A 16,803-nucleotide genomic window follows, 5' to 3' on the forward strand; every position below is an offset into this window, starting at 1 on the left:
AGGGCCTGAGGTCAGGGCCCGCGGCAGCGACCAAACAGGTACACTGGCAGCGTTGTGGCCAACGCCAATGTCATCAAGCACGACTCCGAGTCGCCGTACCAGGTGATCACCGCGGAGTGCGACGCGATGCTGCGATACGCGATGGGCAGCGGTCGCGCGCTCTCTCCTTCGATCGTCGAAGACGTCGCGGCGGCCGTGGCTTGGGGTAGCGCGCGAGCCCTACACGCGGCCGAGCAGCTGTCGCAAGACCAGCTCGACGAGGCCAAGGCCAACGCGCCTTCAATCGGCAAGCTGAGCAGGACCCACCAGCGGCTCGCGCAGGTGATCGCCCCCGCGCAGCCGCGGTCGCTGCGGCTGCTGCACGAGGTCGCGGGCTACGACGCGAAGTACCTGTGGTTGCGGATGCCGATGCCGCGCAACATGACGATCGTCGCCGCGGTGTCGGTGATCGCGTTGCTCGCGGTTGGCACCTCGCCGCTGATCTCGGCCGATCCGGCGGCCGGCAACCCGCTGCTGTCATCGGGCTTTGCGCTGCTCGTGAATCAGCTGTTCTTCCTGTCAATCGCCTCGCTTGGGTCTTGCTTTCATGGGCTGTTCAAGGTCAATGAGTACATCATTCGGGGCACCTATGACCCCGACTATTCGTCGACCTACTGGGTCCGATATCTGCTCGGCGTGATCTCGGGGTTGATCCTCGCCTCGCTGATCTCGATCGACGAGAGCAACGCGCTGTATACCGTGGCGCGGCCTCTGCTGGCGTTGGTGGGGGGCTTCTCGGCGTCGGTCGTGCATCGGATCTTGGATCGCCTGGTCAGCACCGTAGAAGATCTCATCAGCAGTGATCCCAAGAAGCTCGCCGACGAGCAGCAGCGGCTCGCCAAGACCAGCGGCGACGCCCGGGTCCGCGACGCGCGGGTCGACGCGGCCTCGGCGTTGATGAAGCTGCAGGCCAAATTGAACGACGGCATGACCCCCGAGCAGACCCAGGCCGAGCTCTCGCGTCTGGTCAAGAAGCTGGTGCCGGGCGAATCGCACGAAGACGAGCCGCCCGAGGCTGCAGACGCCAAGCCGCGCGTGAACGGTGCGGCCGCCCCCGAGCTCGGCGCGGCCGGGCTGACCGCGGCCGAGCCCGCAGCCGAGCCCGCGAACTAGACTGGCCCGCTGCTCGTACCCCTGCCTGGACAGATCCTTGCGGACGCCGGGGTGAGGCGCGACTTCAAGCAGGGGGGGCAGGCAGGGGCGGATACGTGACTTCGTCCAAGAACAGGCCCGACGCAGGCGCGCTCCCGGACGCGGCCGCGCGGTCGCGGGCTTCCAATATTTGGATCAGCCGCGCGTTGTCGCAGCGACCCTCACCGACCTTGGCGACCGCTCGCACGATGTTGCGCACCATCTTGTAGAGAAACCCGTCGGCGGTGATGTTCAGGCTCACCCGCCGGCCCTCCATGGCGAGCGTGAATGCTTCGACCTTGCGGACGCTGGATACCCGCTCGAAATTGCTGCGCGTGGCGAACGAGGTGAAGTCGTGCTGGCCCACGAACACCGGAAGCGCGGCGCGCATGGCCTCTACGTCCAGGCGCCTGCGGACCTCCCAGACCCGGCCCTCGAGCGCGCGCGGGCACTTTCCGCCGTTCCAGATCTCGTAGCGATAGCGCTTGGCGATCGCGTCCTCGCGCGGGTGAAATTCCAGCGGCACGCGATCGAGCTCGAGCAAGCCAATGTCCTGTGGGAGCGCGTCCCCGAGCTGCGCTGTGAAGCGCTCGAGCCCGGCCGGATCGGCGGCGAGCGAGGCGGGCAGGGTCACCGTTGCGATCTGGCCCTCGGCGTGGACCCCCCGATCCGTCCGACCCGAGCCGCGCACCCGCAGCTCGATCCCCGTGACCGAGGCGAGCGCCGCCTCGATCGTGCCTTGCACGGTCGTTGACCCCGGCTGTCGTTGCCAGCCGCGGTAGCCACGTCCGTCATAGCGCAGCCGCATCCGCAGCTGGATCTGGACGACATCGTTGGGCGCGCTCATGACCGGCTCAGCCTGCGCGCGGGTGCGGCCCCGAGACGTCGGACCCCGGTGTGATCGGGACTGGCGTGAAGTCGCCGCGCATGTACCCGTCGGTGGGATTGAGCAGGTCGGTGAGCACGGCCGAGAACAAGCGGTTGTCCATGGGCTTGCGGACCGAGCGGGTCGGGCCCGCGGCGATCATGCGTTGCAGCATGGGATCCGTGGGCTGGTTCGAGAGCAGGATCACCGGCATCTCGGGGAACAGCTCGCGCACGGTCTTGAACAGGCGCTTGCCGTCGGTCGCGGTGATCTCGAGGTCGAGGATCAGCAGGTCGACCTTGTCGCCCATCTCGGTGAGCAGCGGGGTCGCACCCTTGGCGTCGTTGGTGCAGATCGGCGCGCACTCGGTCGCCTCGAGCAGCTCCTCGAATTCGTCGAGCGCGTCTTGATCTTCGGTCAGCACGACGACGACCGGCCCCTTGGCGTCCCCGCGCAGGACCGGCCAGGGCTTGGGTGCGTCGGCCTTCTCGTCGGTCACGGCCAGCGGCAGGTAGATCTTGAAGGTCGTGCCCTCGCCGACCACGCTCTCGACGTCGACGCGGCCGTGGTGGCGGGTGATCGTGCCCATGACCATTGCGAGCCCCAGCCCGCTGCCGGAGCCGACCGCCTTGGTGGTGAAGAAGGGGTCGAAGATCTGGCGCAGGTGGTCGCCTTCGATGCCGGTTCCGTTGTCGCTCACGGTCACGACCGCGCTGCGCTCGGCGTCGGGGTTGAAGTCTTCGTCGTCACTGGCTGGCTCGGCCTTCTCGCTGGCGGCCTCGGTGCTGGTCGTGAGCCCGACCGTGATCACGCCACCCTCGGGCATCGCGTCGCTGGCGTTGTAGACCAGGTTGACGATCGCTTGCTGAAACAAGTTGCGATCGACGTCGACCGAGACGCTGCGCGCGAGATCGATCTTGAGCTCGACGTTGCCGGGCAACGCGTTGGTAAGCATCGGCAAGATCGTGCTCTGCAGCAGCTGGCGCAGGTTCGAGCGGACTGGCTGATAGGTGTCTTTGTGTGCGTAGGTCAGCAGCGCTTGGGTGATCTGCGCGGCCGAGATCGCCGAGTCGAGGATCCGCTGGCCGTAGCGGCGGGTCTGCTCGACCTTGTGATCGCCCTCGACGATCAGCTCTGCGTGGCCGCGGATCGGCGTGAGGATGTTGTTGAGCTCGTGGGCGAGGCCCGCCGCCATGGTCCCGACCATCTTGAGCTTCTGGGCCTCGAACAGCTGCTCGCGCGAGAGCTCGAGCTCGTTGCTCTTGCCCTCGAGCCTGCGCTTGAGCTCCTCGCGCTGCTCTTGCAGCTTCGCGATGCTAGCGAGGAGGCTGTGCTCGGCGTTGCGCTGGCGCAGGTGCAAGGTCGCGCCCAGGCCCAGCGGGATCGCAATGAAGGTGATCAACACGGGCAGCGCGTACTGCCGGTTTTGGTCTGGGTCCGAATTGGTGGCCGAGTCGCCAGCCGCGTCGGTCGTGCTGGTCTGGACGCCGCCATCCGCGAGCTCCATCTGCGAGGGCGTGAGCACGAACTGACCGCCGAGCAGCCACATTGTCAGCACACAGTAGGCAGCCAGCAGCAGGTTGTGGCGGGGACGCAGCAGCATCCCGCTCCACATCAGGACCACCAGGACCCCGGCGAGCACCACCGAGCTGCCCATGCTCGTCGAGCTGAGCAGCGTGTTGAGCGAAGCAACGCTGATCAGCGCGGTCCAGATCTGCTGACCGCCGCGCTCGCGGAGCGCGAACGCCATCCACGAGAGCACGCCCGCGACGATCAACCAGACCAACCAGCCGTAGTTGTCACCGACTTCTCGAAAGTGGCCGGTTGCGAGCTCGGTGATCGTGAACGCGCTGGTGCACACCGCGGCGACCAAGAACAACATCGCGTTGCTGCGGACGAGCGCAGATGAGTCGACCAGCCCGCCCTGATCCGACTGTTCCGACTGTTCCGACTGTTCCGACGCCGGCCGCTGGCCACCGGCTAACGAGCGGGCGCCGCTCTGCATGACCGAAAGTTGCTTGTCACCCGTCTCCGGCTGCTCATCCCGACCACTGGCGCTGATCCGGATCCTGCCGCTCGCTGTCGCAGGGGCCGATCCTTCGCGCTCCGACTTCCGATCTGCCATCGCGGCGAGTCTATCAGTCGAGCGCCCACGCGGCTGGTGAGTTCGGACCCTCGGCGGGGGCGGCTCCGCCCCGGCGCGACGATGGTCACGGAGCTTGATCTTCGGACCAAACGCCGAGCGGGCCGCGAACATCGGGGGTCGGCGCGTTGGCCTTGCGCACGCGCACGACGGCGCCGGGATCGTCAGGGTGCTCGTGGATCAGCAGCCAGCCGTTCGGCAGGGTGGGGCTGGTCAGCTCGAACACCCGCCGGGCGTCCCGTGGTGACAAGTTCACGCAGCCGTGGCTCATGCGGTGGCCAAACATGTCGTGCCAGTACGCAGCGTGAAGCGCGTAGCGGCCCTGGAAGTACATCGTCCACGGGACGGCGTCGACGTAGTAGGGATCTCGGGCCCGCGCCGTGCTCTGCATCTTCCCGTAGGCGCGCTTGTTCTCGATCCGATAGATGCCTGGGGGGGTCTCGTCGTTGCGCTTGCCCGACGAGATCAGCGTGACGAACACGGGGGCGGCTTCGAGCCAGACCGAGAGCACCTGCTCGTCGAGGTCGATGTCCACGGTGATCTGCCCGCCGCGGACCGGCGTTGGGGGCGGGACCGGCACGAAGCGCCCAATGTCGTGGTCGCTGATCCACCCGCGGCCGTGATCTTGGGTGGCGGGGACCTCGAACCACCGCTCGCCGTCTTCGCCGAGCACGCCCTCGCCGGCCACGAGCAGCGTGTCGTGATACTTGATGCGGGCGACCGAGTCGGACGCGGCGCTTCGCTCGACGCGGATCAGCGTCTGCCAGCGGATCGCCCACGCGAGGGTCTGGCCGGCGGGGATCGGCGCCTGGTCCAGCTCGCGGCCGCCAAACTCGCTGGGATCGAAGAGCGTGAGCTCGGCCGCGCGGACCACCCGGCGGTCGATCGTGGTGAGCAGGGGATCGCCGTTGTTGGGCCGGTAGCGGGTGAACGCGTAGCTGCCGTAGGCCGGCAGCATCTCGACCGGCTTCGCGTGGGCGCGGGCGTCCGAGACGCTCGCGTAGGCGGGGATCGGCGGGGTCGAGTCGACGTCGTGGTGCTCGTGCCGCCCGTACAAGAACGGCAGCAGCGCGCCGTCGTCTAGGGTGGGCAGCGGCGCGGGCAGAACGTCGCTTGGCTCGGTGTGCTCGAGACAGATCCACGCGGCCGCGGCGACCAGCGCCCAGGCCCGCGAGCAGCCGGGACCCTCGCGCTTCTCGAACACCTCGAAGCTCTGCTTGCTGGGGATCCGCCCGCGGATCGCCGCGCGCTCGTCGAGGTCGGCGTAGACCATGCGGGTGCGCTTGGTCCGGCGGATCTCGATCGGCTCACCGAGCGACGAGGGCGGCTTGTAGGGCTCGAGCGCCGGGGGCTGCGACGCGCCGTCAGCGTCCGCGCTCGGGCCTGGCTCGACGGCAGCCGGCGGCGCCGCGCGTTCGTCCGCGACCCGCGGCCGGGACGTCGTCTCACCCCGGCAGGCGACCAGCGCAAACCCAAGGATGCTCGCCAAGCTGATCGCGCGTCGCGGTCCAAGTCCGATCACCGCTCAGGTATGCCATATCTCACCGATCCGCGCGCCTTTGTGGCGTGAGCCCGCTCCACGCCCGCGGCTCTGTTTTCAGCTCGGGCGAGTATACTTCGCCACGAATGAGCCAATTTTCGAGCAGTGAGCGCTATATCGTCTCTGACGATCTGGGGAAGGCCGTCGACGTGGCGATCGCGATTGGGCGACCGCTCTTGATCAAGGGGGAGCCCGGCACTGGCAAGACCCTGCTGGCCGTCGACCTCGCCAAGCAGCTGGGCAAGCCGCTGGTTCGCTGGCAGGTCAAGTCAACGACCAAGGCGGTCGAGGGGCTGTACCAGTACGACACCGTCAAGCGCCTGCACGACAGCCGGTTTGGCGACGGCGACGTCGGCGACATCGGCAAGTACATCGAGCTTGGCCCGCTCGGGCGGGCGTTCGCGGCCGAGCACCAGAGCGTGGTGTTGATCGACGAGATCGACAAGGCCGACCTCGAGTTCCCCAACGATCTGCTGCACGAACTCGACGCGATGAGCTTCTCGATCCCCGAGACCGGCGACGTCGTCGACGCCAAGCTGCGCCCGATCGTGGTGATCACCAGCAACAACGAGAAGGAGCTGCCCGACGCGTTCTTGCGCCGCTGCGTGTTCCACTGGATCTCGTTCCCCGATCGCGAGCTGATGGCCCAGATCGTCGCGGTTCATCACCCCGATCTCGAGTCCCAGCTGCTGGCTTCGGCGCTCGAAGCATTTTACCGGCTGCGTCGGCTCGAGGGTCTGCGCAAGCCGCCAAGCACCAGCGAGCTGATCGACTGGATCGCCGCGCTGCGCCACGCCGACATCGATCCGGCCAAGCTGCTTGGCGCTGGGTTGCCGTTCTTGGGGGTGCTGCTCAAGAAAGAGCAAGACGTGAGCCTGGCCGAGCGGGGCGGCGCGCGCGGGGGAGGCCGGCATTGAGCGCCGCTGAGGTCGCGCCGCCAGCCGGGGGCCGTCGGGGGATCCCGCTGTTCCTCGACTTCTTCTACAAGCTGCGCGAGCGCGGGCTCAAGGTCAGCGCCCACAACTGGTTGGCGCTGCTCGAGGCGCTAGGCCAGGACCTGCACGAGTCTTCGCTCGACGGGTTTTACGCGGTCGCCCGCTGCATCTTGGTCAACGACGAGGGCGACTACGACGGCTTTGATCTGGCGTTCGCCGAGACCTTCCGCGGGGTCATCACGGATCTCGAGCACCTGACCGATCAGCTCGAGCAGTGGCTGCGCGATCCCAAGCAGCTGATGTACCTCGACCCGGCGATGCGGGCGCTGCTCGAGAGCATCGGGATCGACGAGCTGCGCCGGCAGCTGCTCGAGCGCCTGGCCGAACAAAAAAAGCGTCACGAAGGCGGCAACCGCTGGGTCGGGACCGGCGGAACCTCCCCGTTTGGGCAAGGCGGCATCCACCCCTCGGGCGTGCGGATCGGCGGCAGCGGCGGTGGGCGCTCGGCGCTGGCGGTCGCGGACTCCAGGCGGTTTCGGGACTTCCGCAAGGACCTGGTCCTCGACACCCGGCAGATGGGCACGGCGCTGCGACGCCTGCGTCGGTTGAAGCGCAAGGGTGCGATCGAAGAGCTCGACATCGACGGCACCGTTGACGAGACCGCCCGCAATTGCGGCGACCTCGAGATCGTCATGCGCCCGCCCCGAAAAAACGACGTGCGCATGATCTTGCTGCTCGACGTTGGCGGCAGCATGGATCCGCACACCGAGCTGGTCAGTCGGCTGTTCTCGGCCGCCCACCAGCACGGCGGGTTCAAGCAGCTCGAGAGCTACTACTTTCACAACTGCGTGTACTCCAAGGTCTACGAGGACGCGGCCTTCACCAAGCCCGTGACCATTGACTCGGTGCTGCGCCGGACCGACAGCAACTGGTACCTGGTGTTGGTCGGCGACGCGTGGATGCACCCTGGCGAGCTGATGATGAACAGCTCGAGCTTCTGGAGCGTGGAGGCGGCGCCCAGCGGCCTGCGGTGTCTGGCCAAGCTCGCCGATCACTTTCCGCGCTCGGCCTGGATCAACCCCGAGCCCAAGCGGCTGTGGGACGCGCCAACGATCAACCAGATCGCGCAGCTGTTCGAGATGGTCCCGCTGACCCTCGACGGGCTTGGCGAGATGGTCGAGAACATGCGCGCGCCCCCGCGGGCCGGCCGGCGCACGCGCATCGCCAAGGTCCTGCGCGAGCGCGAGTGAGCTGCTTTCAGCTCGGGCGAGGGCTTCTCGCCCGCTTGCGGACGCCTTCGTAGACTGGATCAACTGGGCATCAGAGAACTTTGGGCTCAGAGCTTCTTGGCTTTGAGGTCCACGAGCGAGCGGATGTGCTTGACCAGCTGCGTGCGCGAGTAAGACCCCTTTTGCATGATTGAGCCGACCCGCTGCGCCAACGCAGTCCGCTCAGTCTGGCCCAGCTGCTTGGCCGTGATCACGATCACCGGCAGCGAGGCCAGCGCAGGGTCGCCGCGCAGGATCTCGAGCAGCTCGAACCCGTCCATCTCGGGCATCATGAGATCGAGCAGCACCAGCTTGGGCCGCGACGCCCGGATCGACTCCAGCGCCCGGGCCCCGTTGACGGCTTGCTGCACCTCCCAGCCCTCCTTGAGCACCGCGCGGCACAGCAGGTCGCGGGCCTCGGGATCGTCGTCAACCACCAACACGTGCTGGGAGCTCGCGTCGGTCCCAGCGCCCGCGCCAAACCGGGACAGCACGCCGCGCAGCCGATCGATCTCGATCGGCTTGGCGAGCACGTCGGCGGCCCCGAGCGCGTAGCCCATGTCGGCGTCGGGCATCAGCGAGACGATCACCACCGGGATGTCGGCGAACTCGGGGCGCTGCTTGAGCCGCGACAGCACCGCCCAGCCGTCCATGCCCGGCATCATCACGTCGAGGGTGATCACGTCGGGCTTGTGCAGCTCGGCCAGCTGCATCGCGCGCGCCCCGGTTGGTGCGGTGAGCACCGCGTAGCCCTCGGCCTCGAGCAAGCGCGCGAGCATGCCGCGAGACTCGGACTCGTCGTCGACGACCAGCACCGTGCCGATGTTGTCGCCGGTCACCGCGCGGAACGTGCCCGAGGCGCTGGCTGCTTGTTGCTGGGCGTGGTGGCTGGGCAGCCACAAGGTGAAGGTCGAGCCCACGCCGTACTCGCTCTCGACCTCGATCCGGCCACCCAGCATCTGCGCGAACTGATCGCTGATCGAGAGCCCGAGCCCGGTGCCGCCAAATCGGCGCGAAGTCGAGGCGTCGGCCTGGGTGAAGGGCTTGAACAATTTGGCCAGCTGCTCCGGCTTGATGCCGAGCCCGCTGTCGGTCACGTCGAAGCGCAGCCAGGCCTCGGTCCCGACCCGGAGCTCCTGCACGCGCAGCGCGACGCGCCCTTGCTCGGTGAACTTGCACGCGTTGCTGAGCAAGTTGAACAGCACCTGGCGCACGCGGGTGATGTCGGTGCTGATGACCCCGCCGGTGAGCTCGAGCGACAGGCTCAGCTCGTTGCCGTTGTTGTGGGCGAGCGGCCGGACCGTATCGATGATCTCGTCGATCAGCGCGGGCAGGCGCACGGACTCGATGAACAGCTCGATCTTGCCGGCCTCGACCTTTGAAAGATCCAAGATGTCGTTGATGATCCCCAGCAGGTGCTTGCCGGCGTTGCGGATCCGCTGGAGATCCGGGACCAGCTCCTCGCTGCCGGTGTCCTCGGCCTCCTCCATCAGCATCTCGGAGTAGCCGATCACCGCGTTGAGCGGGGTTCGCAGCTCGTGGCTCATGCTGGCCAGGAACTGGCTCTTGGCCAGGTTGGCGGCCTCGGCCGCGCGCATGGCCTTGTTGAGCTCTTGCTCGGTTCGCTTGCGCTCGGCGATCTCTTGCTCGAGGGCGGCGGTCCGCTGCGCGACCAGCTCGTCGAGCCGCTCGAACATCTCGCGCCGCTGGGTCTCGATCTGCTTGCGCTCGTTGATGTCCTCTATGAACGCGACCGTCCGCGCCTCGTCGGTCTTGGGGTCACCGTAGCGAAACGCCGACAGCTGGGCCCACAAGATCTCGCCGCCACAGCCCGCGTAGCGCTTCTCGACCCGAACAAACTCGCGCTCGCCGCGATGCAGCTGCTCGAGTTCGCTGCGCCCGACCTCGAGGTCGGCCTCGAAGGTGATGTCGTCGAGCGTGCGGCCGATCAAGCCGCCAGGAGCAGCGCCGAGCATGGTCTCGAGCGCGGGGTTGGCCGCCATGATCGTGCCCTTGGCGTTGATCAGGACCAAGCCGGTGGGGGCACCCTCGAACACTGCTTGAAACCGCAGCTCTTCGCGACGCCGCGCGGCCTCGGCCGCCTTGCGCTCGCTGATGTCACGACAGATCGCGGCGAACAGGCGCTGGCCTTGTTCCTCGAACGGCGCGACCACGACCTCCATCGGGATCTCGTGGCCGTGCTTGTGGACGAGATGCGTCTCCACGGTCACCGAGCTGTCGAGTGGCATCTTGCGCCACTGCTCACCCAACCGCTCCTTGGGGATCGACCCGACATCGGGGTTGACGTCGCCGATCGACAGCTGCAGGAACTCGTCGCGCGTGTAGCCAAGGCTGTCGTGGCCGAAGCGGTTGGTCTCGAGCAGGCGGCCGCGCACGTCGTGCAACATCAGGGCGTCACGGCTGCGGTCGACGAGCAGGCGCAAACGCCGGAGCTCTTGCTCGACCTCTCGCGTTCGCTCGGCATCACCTGGCTCGCGCGGCCCGCTGTGCGCGCCCGACTTTGAGTCACTCATCTGTTACTGCTGCTCCCCACTCGTGTTGGCTTGGTGTATCGTCGCTCGACCCCAATGGTGTCGATCCTCATCGTCGAAGACAATGAACTCAGTCGCGACATGTTGAGTCGTCGGCTGCGCCGACGTGGGTTCGAGGTGCTGACGGCAGCGGACGCCGAGATCGGCATGGATATCGCGCATCGGGAGCAGCCGTCGATCATCTTGCTGGACATGAGCCTCCCACGAATTGACGGCTGGGAGGCCGCTCGTCGGCTCAAGGCGCACGAGGTCACCCGGGCGATCCCGATAATTGCGCTTACCGCTCATGCGATGGCGGGCGACCGCGAGTCCGCGCTCGGTGCGGGCTGCGACGACTACGATACCAAGCCTGTCGAGCTGCCGCGCCTGCTAGCGAAGATCGAGCGCTTCGTCGGAACAGCGTAGGGTCTGGCGCAGCGCTGGCCAGGGGGGTGGTAGCGAGCCTCGCAGCCGTGGTGCGATGCGGGGCGATTTCACCCGTGGTCGTTGACGCGCGGTCGGATGTGACCGCGGGGAATCGCAAAGTGCACACCGCGAGCGGGCTAGAAACAGTTAGAATCGACGCGAGGCGGCGCTTCGGTGCCTCTTGGCGATCGTGCCTGGCGATCTACCACAGACGACGTTTACGGCCGAGCCGCATGGCGAGCGCTTGCTCGTGGTCGATGACAACCAGGACAACCTCGACATGCTCGCGCGTCGGCTGAAGCGACGCGGCTACGAGATCACCACGGCGCAGTCGGGGCCCGAGGCGTTGGCGGCCGTCGCTCGGCTTCGCTACGACGCGATCGTGCTCGACATCAACATGCCTGCCATGAGCGGGCTCGACGTGTTGCGAGAGCTGCGTCGGCACTACTCGAAGCTCGAGCTTCCGGTGTTGATGGCGACGGCGCGCAGCGAGAGTGACGACATGGTCGAGGCGCTGTCGCTCGGCGCCAACGACTATGTGACCAAGCCGCTGAACTTTGCCGAGGTCGTCGCGCGACTCGCCACCCACCTCGCGCTGCGGCGCGAGTTCACGGCGATGCGTGGAGAGGTCGCCAGCAAGGTCCGCTCGACCGACGCGATGGTCACCGGCACCGTGGTCGATCGTCGCTACGAGATCGAGTGCCAGATCGGTCACGGCGGATTTGCGGTGGTCTATCGGGCGCGCCAGCTCAGCACTGGACAGGCGGTCGCGCTCAAGGTCCTGCGCGCACGACGGGCGATGCGGGCCGGGGCCGACGGGATCGAGTACACCCGGTTTCGGCGTGAGATGCAGGTCATCGGCGCGGTGAAGCATCCCGCGATCGTGCGCTTGATCGACTCGGGCAGCCTCGAGCTCGAGGGCGGGTGGAGCTCGTTCGACGACGAGACGCCGGACGGCTCGACCCAGACCAACGCGGTGACCGAGGACTCCAGCAGCGATCATGTGGCCCCCGCCATGCTCCCGCCGACCGCCCGGGTGCCGTTCTTCGTGATGGAGTGTCTCGAAGGCGAGACCCTCGCCCAGCTGCTCGAGCGCGATCAAAAGCTATCGCTCGAGGACACGCTGGAGCTGTTCTTTCCGATCATCGGGGGCGTCCACGCGCTGCATCGCCGCGGCATCGTCCACCGGGACATCAAGCCCTCGAACGTGTTCTTGCACGACGGTGACCAGCGCCGACCGCAGCCCAAGGTGCTCGACTTTGGCATCGCCAAGCTCAAGTCCGAGGAGGCCGAGGAGCAGATGACGGTCGGCTTTGTCGGGACCCCGAGCTACATGTCGCCGGAGCAGGCGTTGGGCGAGCGTGACATCGACGCTCGATGCGATCAGTACGCGCTGGGCGTGATGCTCTACGAGTGCCTGTGTGGCCAGCGGCCGTTCACGGCCGACAATTACACGCAGGTGCTGCTGCTGGTCACCGCTGGCGAGTTCACCTCGCTCGCGAAGCTGTCTGCCGAGCACGAGCAGGTCAGTGGGATCATCGAGAAGGCCATGCATCGCGAGCGGGCGCATCGCTACGCAGATCTTCAGGACTTCGGTCGCGCGCTGCTGGAGGTCGCCCCCGAGTCCGTGCGCGCGCGCTGGCGCGGATCGCTGGACGAGTGAATTCGCTGCCCTCGGTGAACCAGTCGACGAACGCGTCCGCAAGCGGGCGAGAAGCCCTCGCCCGAGCTGAAAACAGTGTCGGTATGGGGGCGCAAAATAGGTAGTCTTGCCGCGTGTTTGGCTTGGCCCTCTCGCTGCTGCTCGCGCTTGGACCCCAGAGCGCGCCCGAGGACGGCGTGCGCTTTGCCCCGCCCCCCATCGAGCACGGCTTCGATCTGCGCGAGAACTGGGATGATCTGTGGCGGCGCTTCGAAGATCGACATGGGCGCCCCGATCCCCGCGGTCCGCTGCTGCAACCAGCCCCCGAGCTGCAGCGGCCCGAGTACGAGCTGACCTTGGCGGTCGCCGAGGCGCCGCTGTACCTCCAGCGCGACTGGAACCGGCGGACCCGCGGCGCGCAGATGTTCCTGCACTCCGACGATGAGTTCACGTTCTTCAACCAAGTCCGGCTCAAGGAGCAGACGCCGATCGGCCCGATCGGTGCGTTTGGAATTCGCTACGATCGCAGGGAGCTGCGCGAGGTCCAAAGCTCGCTGGTCCAGCTCTCGTTCGCGTTCCCGGACATCCGCGGGACGGGGCTGTTCGTCGAGATCCGGCCGATCGCGCGGCTCGAGAAGCCGGATCTCGACGTCGACTTCGCGGTGGGCTGGGCCCGGCCAAGCTTGGGTAGCGTGCGGACCCGCGTGTTCGTCCTCGATCCCTTCAACAACGCCAGCGACGCGCTCGCCCAGAATCGCGCGAACACCCAGGACCTGCGGGTGGTCCAGCGCAACCCTTCAATTGGCTTGTCGGCCGAGGCCGAGGTGTTCGTGCTGCCAAGCCTGCGCGCGCAGGCGTTCTTTGGTGGGCTCTTGCCCTCGCGCTCGAGCTACTACTATTCGACCCTGCTCGAGGACGAGCAAGGCAAGTTCGACGTCGAGCGTGAACAGTCCGCGCTGCTCGGTGGCGGGTGGCTCGAGTGGGCGGCGCGGCGGGCCCCCGTGCGCGTGGGGGTCAGCGCGACCTCGGTCCGAACCCACCAGCACGACTTTGACGCAGGCGGCGCGCGGCTGCGTCGGTTGCCCGAGCGCGAGACGCGAGCGCGGGCGTACCTGCTGTTGCACCTCGACGCCGAGACCGTGGGGCGGTTCTTGGGCCAGCTGGATCTCGAATTTGCGGGCAGCACACGATTGACCGAGCTGCCAGCGCACGTCTCGGAGTTTGGCGCGGTCCCCCGCGACCAGAGCTGGCTGGGGATGGTCCGAGCCCAGTGGCTGCCAACGCGCACGTTTGGCCTGGAGCTCGGGTACTTCGTGCTGGATCGCCAAGCGGAGGGGGACAGTGAGCTGTCGGCCTATTTGAGCGAGACCAACCATCGATTGAGCACGCGATTTTCGTTGGCGTTTGATCCCTATGTGCGACTCACCTTTGGAGTGGGGTGGGACCTCGACGACGCCAGCAACCGCTATGATCAGGGCGGGATGACGCTGATCGCCCGCTGGTAGGGCACTAGGGGGCTTTCAAAAAGCCCCCTCGCTTCGGCGGCGGATCCCCCTTCGCTCACCCCAAACGCTCGCCTGTCGGCTCCTAGCCTAGCCTAGCCTAGCCTAGAATGCGTTGTCCCGCAGCATGCGGGCGTTGTCGCGGAAGAACTGGTTGTGATTGTAATTGAGCCCCGTGAGCCCGCTGATCTGGCCGATCTCGTCGATGTGATCGGCCGGGATCAACCCAAGGTACTCACCCCAGATCGCGCTCTCGAGCGGCACGAGCCCGTCGTTGTCGCCCGCGACGCCAAAGATCAAATTGTAGCTGAACAGCAACAGCGGATCGACGGCGTCTTGGCAGCCGATCGCGGCGACGCAGGTCTGGCCCATCCAGCTGTAGTACTTGACCCGCGGATCGTCGGGGTAGAGCACGTTGAATTCGCCCTGCATGTAGGTCTCGCTCAATGTGTAGAGCGAAGCCTCGACGTCGGATTGTTGGCTCTGGGCGGCGCCAAGGAAATTGAGCAAGAACACCAGCACTTGCTCGGCAGGGCCGGGGATCAGCCCCAGCGCGATGTCGGTGAACGGCGTGCCGTAATGTGGGGTGCCAAGCGTGATCACGGCGCCCACGCGATCCCCGTAGCCGCCGCCCGCCGCGGCCGCGACATAGCGCGAGTCAATGCCGCCTTGGCTGTGGCCGAACAGGTTGACCTTGCGCGCGCGTTGGTTCTGCAAGGTGGCCTGGACGAAGCTCACCAGCTGCTCGCCGCGGATGTCCACGGAGTTGTAGGGATCGAGCACGGCGATCGCCAACGGGTAGCCAAGGGCCTCGAGGTCGGATTGAACGTTGAAGAAGTAGGTAAGCGGGCCGATGTTCTCGAACCCGGTCCACCCGTGGACCATGACCATGGGAAATCGGGTGGTCTCGCGGCCGCACTCGTTGGAGCAGCTACTGGCGATGTCGTAGTCGAGCTGGAGCTCGGGGTCGTCGCCGGGGTTGATCGCGCGCAGGACCACCGCGAACTCGCCCGAGCGCGGCGCGACGAACGAAATTGAGCCGGGCTCGTACAGCGAGTCTGCGACCAAGGTCTGGGTGAAGTTGGGGTCGTCGGGGTAGCTGATCGCCACGTCGACGGCCTCGCTTGGCGAGATGAAGATCGTGAGCTCGGTGCCGGCGGCCGCGGACACCCACCACACATGGTTGTCGCAGGCGCTCAGCTGCACGGCGTCGCGGCTGTCGCCGTAGGCCAGGTAGGCTTGCTCGACCAGCTCGGGGGTGGACAGATCGCAGGCGGCGTCGCCCGTCTCGGTCGTGGTCTCTTCGCCCGCCTCTGCCGTTGGCGTGGATCCGTCGGTGCTCTCGTCTCCGGTCTCGTCGTTGGTGGTCTCGCCCGTGTCGGTGGTCTCGTGGCCCGCGACCTCGGGAGCATCGCTGCCGCACGCGAGCGCGGGCACGAGCAGCGAGGCGGCCAGGTATGCGGTGAAACGGCGACTCGAATCCATGGCGGCGGAAGTCTAGCGAATTTGGTCAGCGCGGGGCAGGCCGAACCGAAGACAGTCAATTGGATCAGTGGTCGTGGATCCAGGACCGGTGTAGATTCGCGCTCCGTTGGCACACAAGTGGTCCATGGAGTGTTCGGGCGCGGTCACACACTGGCCGATGTGGCTGGTGGGGCTCGCGTTGCTCACATGCACGTCGGCGTGCAGCGACGACGACTTGCGGCGCGAGTTTGGAGCCGAGAGCTTTGGCACAGGTGAGCTCGAGGGCGGGGCAGGGGACGCGACGGGGGACGGCGATGGAGACGGTGACGGTGACGGTGATCCTGGCGGCGACGGCGACGGCGACGGCGACGGCGACGGCAGCTGCGGCGACGGCGTGGTCGGCGGCGTCGAGGTCTGCGACGACGGGATCAACGACGGGGGCTACGGCGGTTGTCTGCGCGACTGCAGCGGCTTTGGCCCACGCTGCGGCGACGGACGGATCAACGGCGCCGAGCAGTGCGACGACGCCAACTCGGGCACCTCGGACGGCTGCCTGGGCGACTGCAAGGTTCCCCGCAGCTGTCGAGAAATCTTGGCCTACGATCCCAACGCCTCCGACGGCCTGTACATCATCGCGCCCAAGAGCCCCGCGCTGGCGTTCGCTACCAACTGCGACATGAGCACCGACGGCGGCGGGTGGACAGAGCTCAGCTTGCCGCACCTGTGCAACGGAGACCTCGATACCGTGCTGAGCGCGATCGAGTCGGCGGGGACCGAGGGCATTGACGCAATGTGTCGGCCCTATACGCGCGACGGCGGGGGAGACCACACCTACGTATTCGACGTGATCTTTCCGCCTGGGTTCGAGTCGTTCTATTTGAGCGCGCACGTGATGAAGGCCAACGCGGCCGACGGCGACACCGCAGAGATCAAACCGGCGAGCTTCGTGCAGACCGACTGGAACATCGGCTACGGGCAAGCGGGGGACATCTCATTTGGGTCGGCCGACGACGCTGGCCCGGTGGTCAGCTATGCGGCGCTGCTGAGCGATCCGGTCGGGTGCCAGAGCTGCGAGACTGCGCTACCGCTCGATCCGGCGGGGCCGTATTTGGTTGGTTCGGCGACGACGTTGTTTCGGGTCGGATGGGGTGAGGTCGGCGGGCAGTCGGAGGGGTGGTATCCGTGGTGGAGCGGCAGCGTGTATCTGCGTTGAGGTGTCGCTCGTCGGTCGCGACGCGCGTGGCACTTGGCGATGGCTCACGGAAGCTCGCCAACCCCCGGGCCGCAACTGCTCGCAAACTAGGTTCTGGGCCGCTG

General features: G+C 67.0%; 12 protein-coding genes. 7 read left to right on the top strand and 5 right to left on the bottom strand.

The features are described 5' to 3' along the window. Positions 1 to 54 precede the first annotated feature (54 nt). Positions 55 to 1,152 carry a hypothetical protein gene (locus tag DB30_RS26010; protein WP_052553779.1) on the top strand — a complete coding sequence of 366 codons (1,098 nt, stop codon included), beginning with the start codon at positions 55 to 57 and terminating at the stop codon, positions 1,150 to 1,152. Positions 1,153 to 1,216: 64 nt separating this feature from the next. Here the strand turns inward: DB30_RS26010 and truA are convergent, their stop codons facing one another. From truA to DB30_RS26025, 3 genes are all read right to left on the bottom strand, one after another. Then, positions 1,217 to 2,017 (bottom strand): tRNA pseudouridine(38-40) synthase TruA, encoded by an 801-nt coding sequence (truA, locus tag DB30_RS26015; protein ID WP_052553781.1) that lies wholly within the window; start codon positions 2,015 to 2,017, stop codon positions 1,217 to 1,219. 7 nt (positions 2,018 to 2,024) lie between these two features. Next, positions 2,025 to 4,160 (bottom strand): hybrid sensor histidine kinase/response regulator, encoded by a 2,136-nt coding sequence (locus DB30_RS26020; RefSeq protein WP_052553784.1) that lies wholly within the window; start codon positions 4,158 to 4,160, stop codon positions 2,025 to 2,027. Between the two features lie 85 nt (positions 4,161 to 4,245). Then, on the bottom strand, positions 4,246 to 5,700 hold the full coding sequence (locus DB30_RS26025) for a L,D-transpeptidase (protein WP_052553785.1): 1,455 nt from the start codon (positions 5,698 to 5,700) through the stop codon (positions 4,246 to 4,248). Positions 5,701 to 5,804: 104 nt separating this feature from the next. Between DB30_RS26025 and DB30_RS26030 the strand changes: the two genes are divergently transcribed. Both DB30_RS26030 and DB30_RS26035 read left to right on the top strand, forming a co-directional pair. After that, the gene (locus DB30_RS26030) at positions 5,805 to 6,635 is read left to right on the top strand and encodes an AAA family ATPase (RefSeq protein ID WP_052553787.1); all 831 of its coding nucleotides are present in this window, start codon (positions 5,805 to 5,807) and stop codon (positions 6,633 to 6,635) included. Further along, a complete protein-coding gene (locus DB30_RS26035) occupies positions 6,632 to 7,903 on the top strand; it encodes a VWA domain-containing protein (RefSeq protein ID WP_146660646.1) in 1,272 nt (423 codons plus the stop codon). The genes DB30_RS26030 and DB30_RS26035 overlap by 4 nt, the downstream gene beginning before the upstream one ends. An 86-nt stretch (positions 7,904 to 7,989) precedes the next feature. Here the strand turns inward: DB30_RS26035 and DB30_RS26040 are convergent, their stop codons facing one another. Beyond that, positions 7,990 to 10,455 carry a response regulator gene (locus tag DB30_RS26040; protein WP_052553789.1) on the bottom strand — a complete coding sequence of 822 codons (2,466 nt, stop codon included), beginning with the start codon at positions 10,453 to 10,455 and terminating at the stop codon, positions 7,990 to 7,992. Between the two features lie 54 nt (positions 10,456 to 10,509). Between DB30_RS26040 and DB30_RS26045 the strand changes: the two genes are divergently transcribed. The 3 genes from DB30_RS26045 (at position 10,510) to DB30_RS26055 (ending at position 14,025) form a co-directional block, all read left to right on the top strand. After that, positions 10,510 to 10,878, top strand: a complete 369-nt coding sequence (locus DB30_RS26045) for a response regulator (protein ID WP_052553792.1) — start codon at positions 10,510 to 10,512, stop codon at positions 10,876 to 10,878. Positions 10,879 to 11,068: 190 nt separating this feature from the next. Continuing rightward, positions 11,069 to 12,541: a protein kinase domain-containing protein gene (locus DB30_RS26050; protein WP_146660648.1), complete on the top strand. Its 1,473-nt coding sequence runs from the start codon at positions 11,069 to 11,071 to the stop codon at positions 12,539 to 12,541. A 113-nt stretch (positions 12,542 to 12,654) separates the two neighbouring features. Beyond that, positions 12,655 to 14,025 (top strand): hypothetical protein, encoded by a 1,371-nt coding sequence (locus tag DB30_RS26055; RefSeq protein WP_052553796.1) that lies wholly within the window; start codon positions 12,655 to 12,657, stop codon positions 14,023 to 14,025. Positions 14,026 to 14,127: 102 nt separating this feature from the next. On the opposite strand, the gene DB30_RS26060 is transcribed toward DB30_RS26055, so the two are convergent. Continuing rightward, a complete protein-coding gene (locus DB30_RS26060; RefSeq protein ID WP_052553798.1) occupies positions 14,128 to 15,507 on the bottom strand; it encodes an esterase/lipase family protein in 1,380 nt (459 codons plus the stop codon). A gap of 124 nt (positions 15,508 to 15,631) precedes the next feature. Here DB30_RS26060 and DB30_RS26065 point away from each other — a divergent pair, with 124 nt between their 5' ends. Next, complete coding sequence (locus DB30_RS26065; protein WP_052553799.1) at positions 15,632 to 16,699, top strand: fibrinogen-like YCDxxxxGGGW domain-containing protein; 1,068 nt, start codon at positions 15,632 to 15,634, stop codon at positions 16,697 to 16,699. The last annotated feature ends 104 nt before the right edge of the window (positions 16,700 to 16,803 follow it).

Origin of the sequence: Enhygromyxa salina, from assembly GCF_000737335.2 — a bacterium.
GTDB classification, from domain to species: Bacteria; Myxococcota_A; Polyangia; order Nannocystales; family Nannocystaceae; genus Plesiocystis; species Plesiocystis salina_C.

Excerpts from the sequence above, each read along its gene's own strand:
- truA (WP_052553781.1), bottom strand. The coding sequence starts at position 2,017 with ATGAGCGCGCCCAACGATGTCGTCCAGATCCAGCTGCGGATGCGGCTG.
- DB30_RS26020 (WP_052553784.1), bottom strand. The coding sequence starts at position 4,160 with ATGGCAGATCGGAAGTCGGAGCGCGAAGGATCGGCCCCTGCGACAGCG.
- DB30_RS26030 (WP_052553787.1), top strand. The coding sequence starts at position 5,805 with ATGAGCCAATTTTCGAGCAGTGAGCGCTATATCGTCTCTGACGATCTG.
- DB30_RS26040 (WP_052553789.1), bottom strand. The coding sequence starts at position 10,455 with ATGAGTGACTCAAAGTCGGGCGCGCACAGCGGGCCGCGCGAGCCAGGT.
- DB30_RS26045 (WP_052553792.1), top strand. The coding sequence starts at position 10,510 with ATGGTGTCGATCCTCATCGTCGAAGACAATGAACTCAGTCGCGACATG.
- DB30_RS26060 (WP_052553798.1), bottom strand. The coding sequence starts at position 15,507 with ATGGATTCGAGTCGCCGTTTCACCGCATACCTGGCCGCCTCGCTGCTC.
- DB30_RS26065 (WP_052553799.1), top strand. The coding sequence starts at position 15,632 with ATGGAGTGTTCGGGCGCGGTCACACACTGGCCGATGTGGCTGGTGGGG.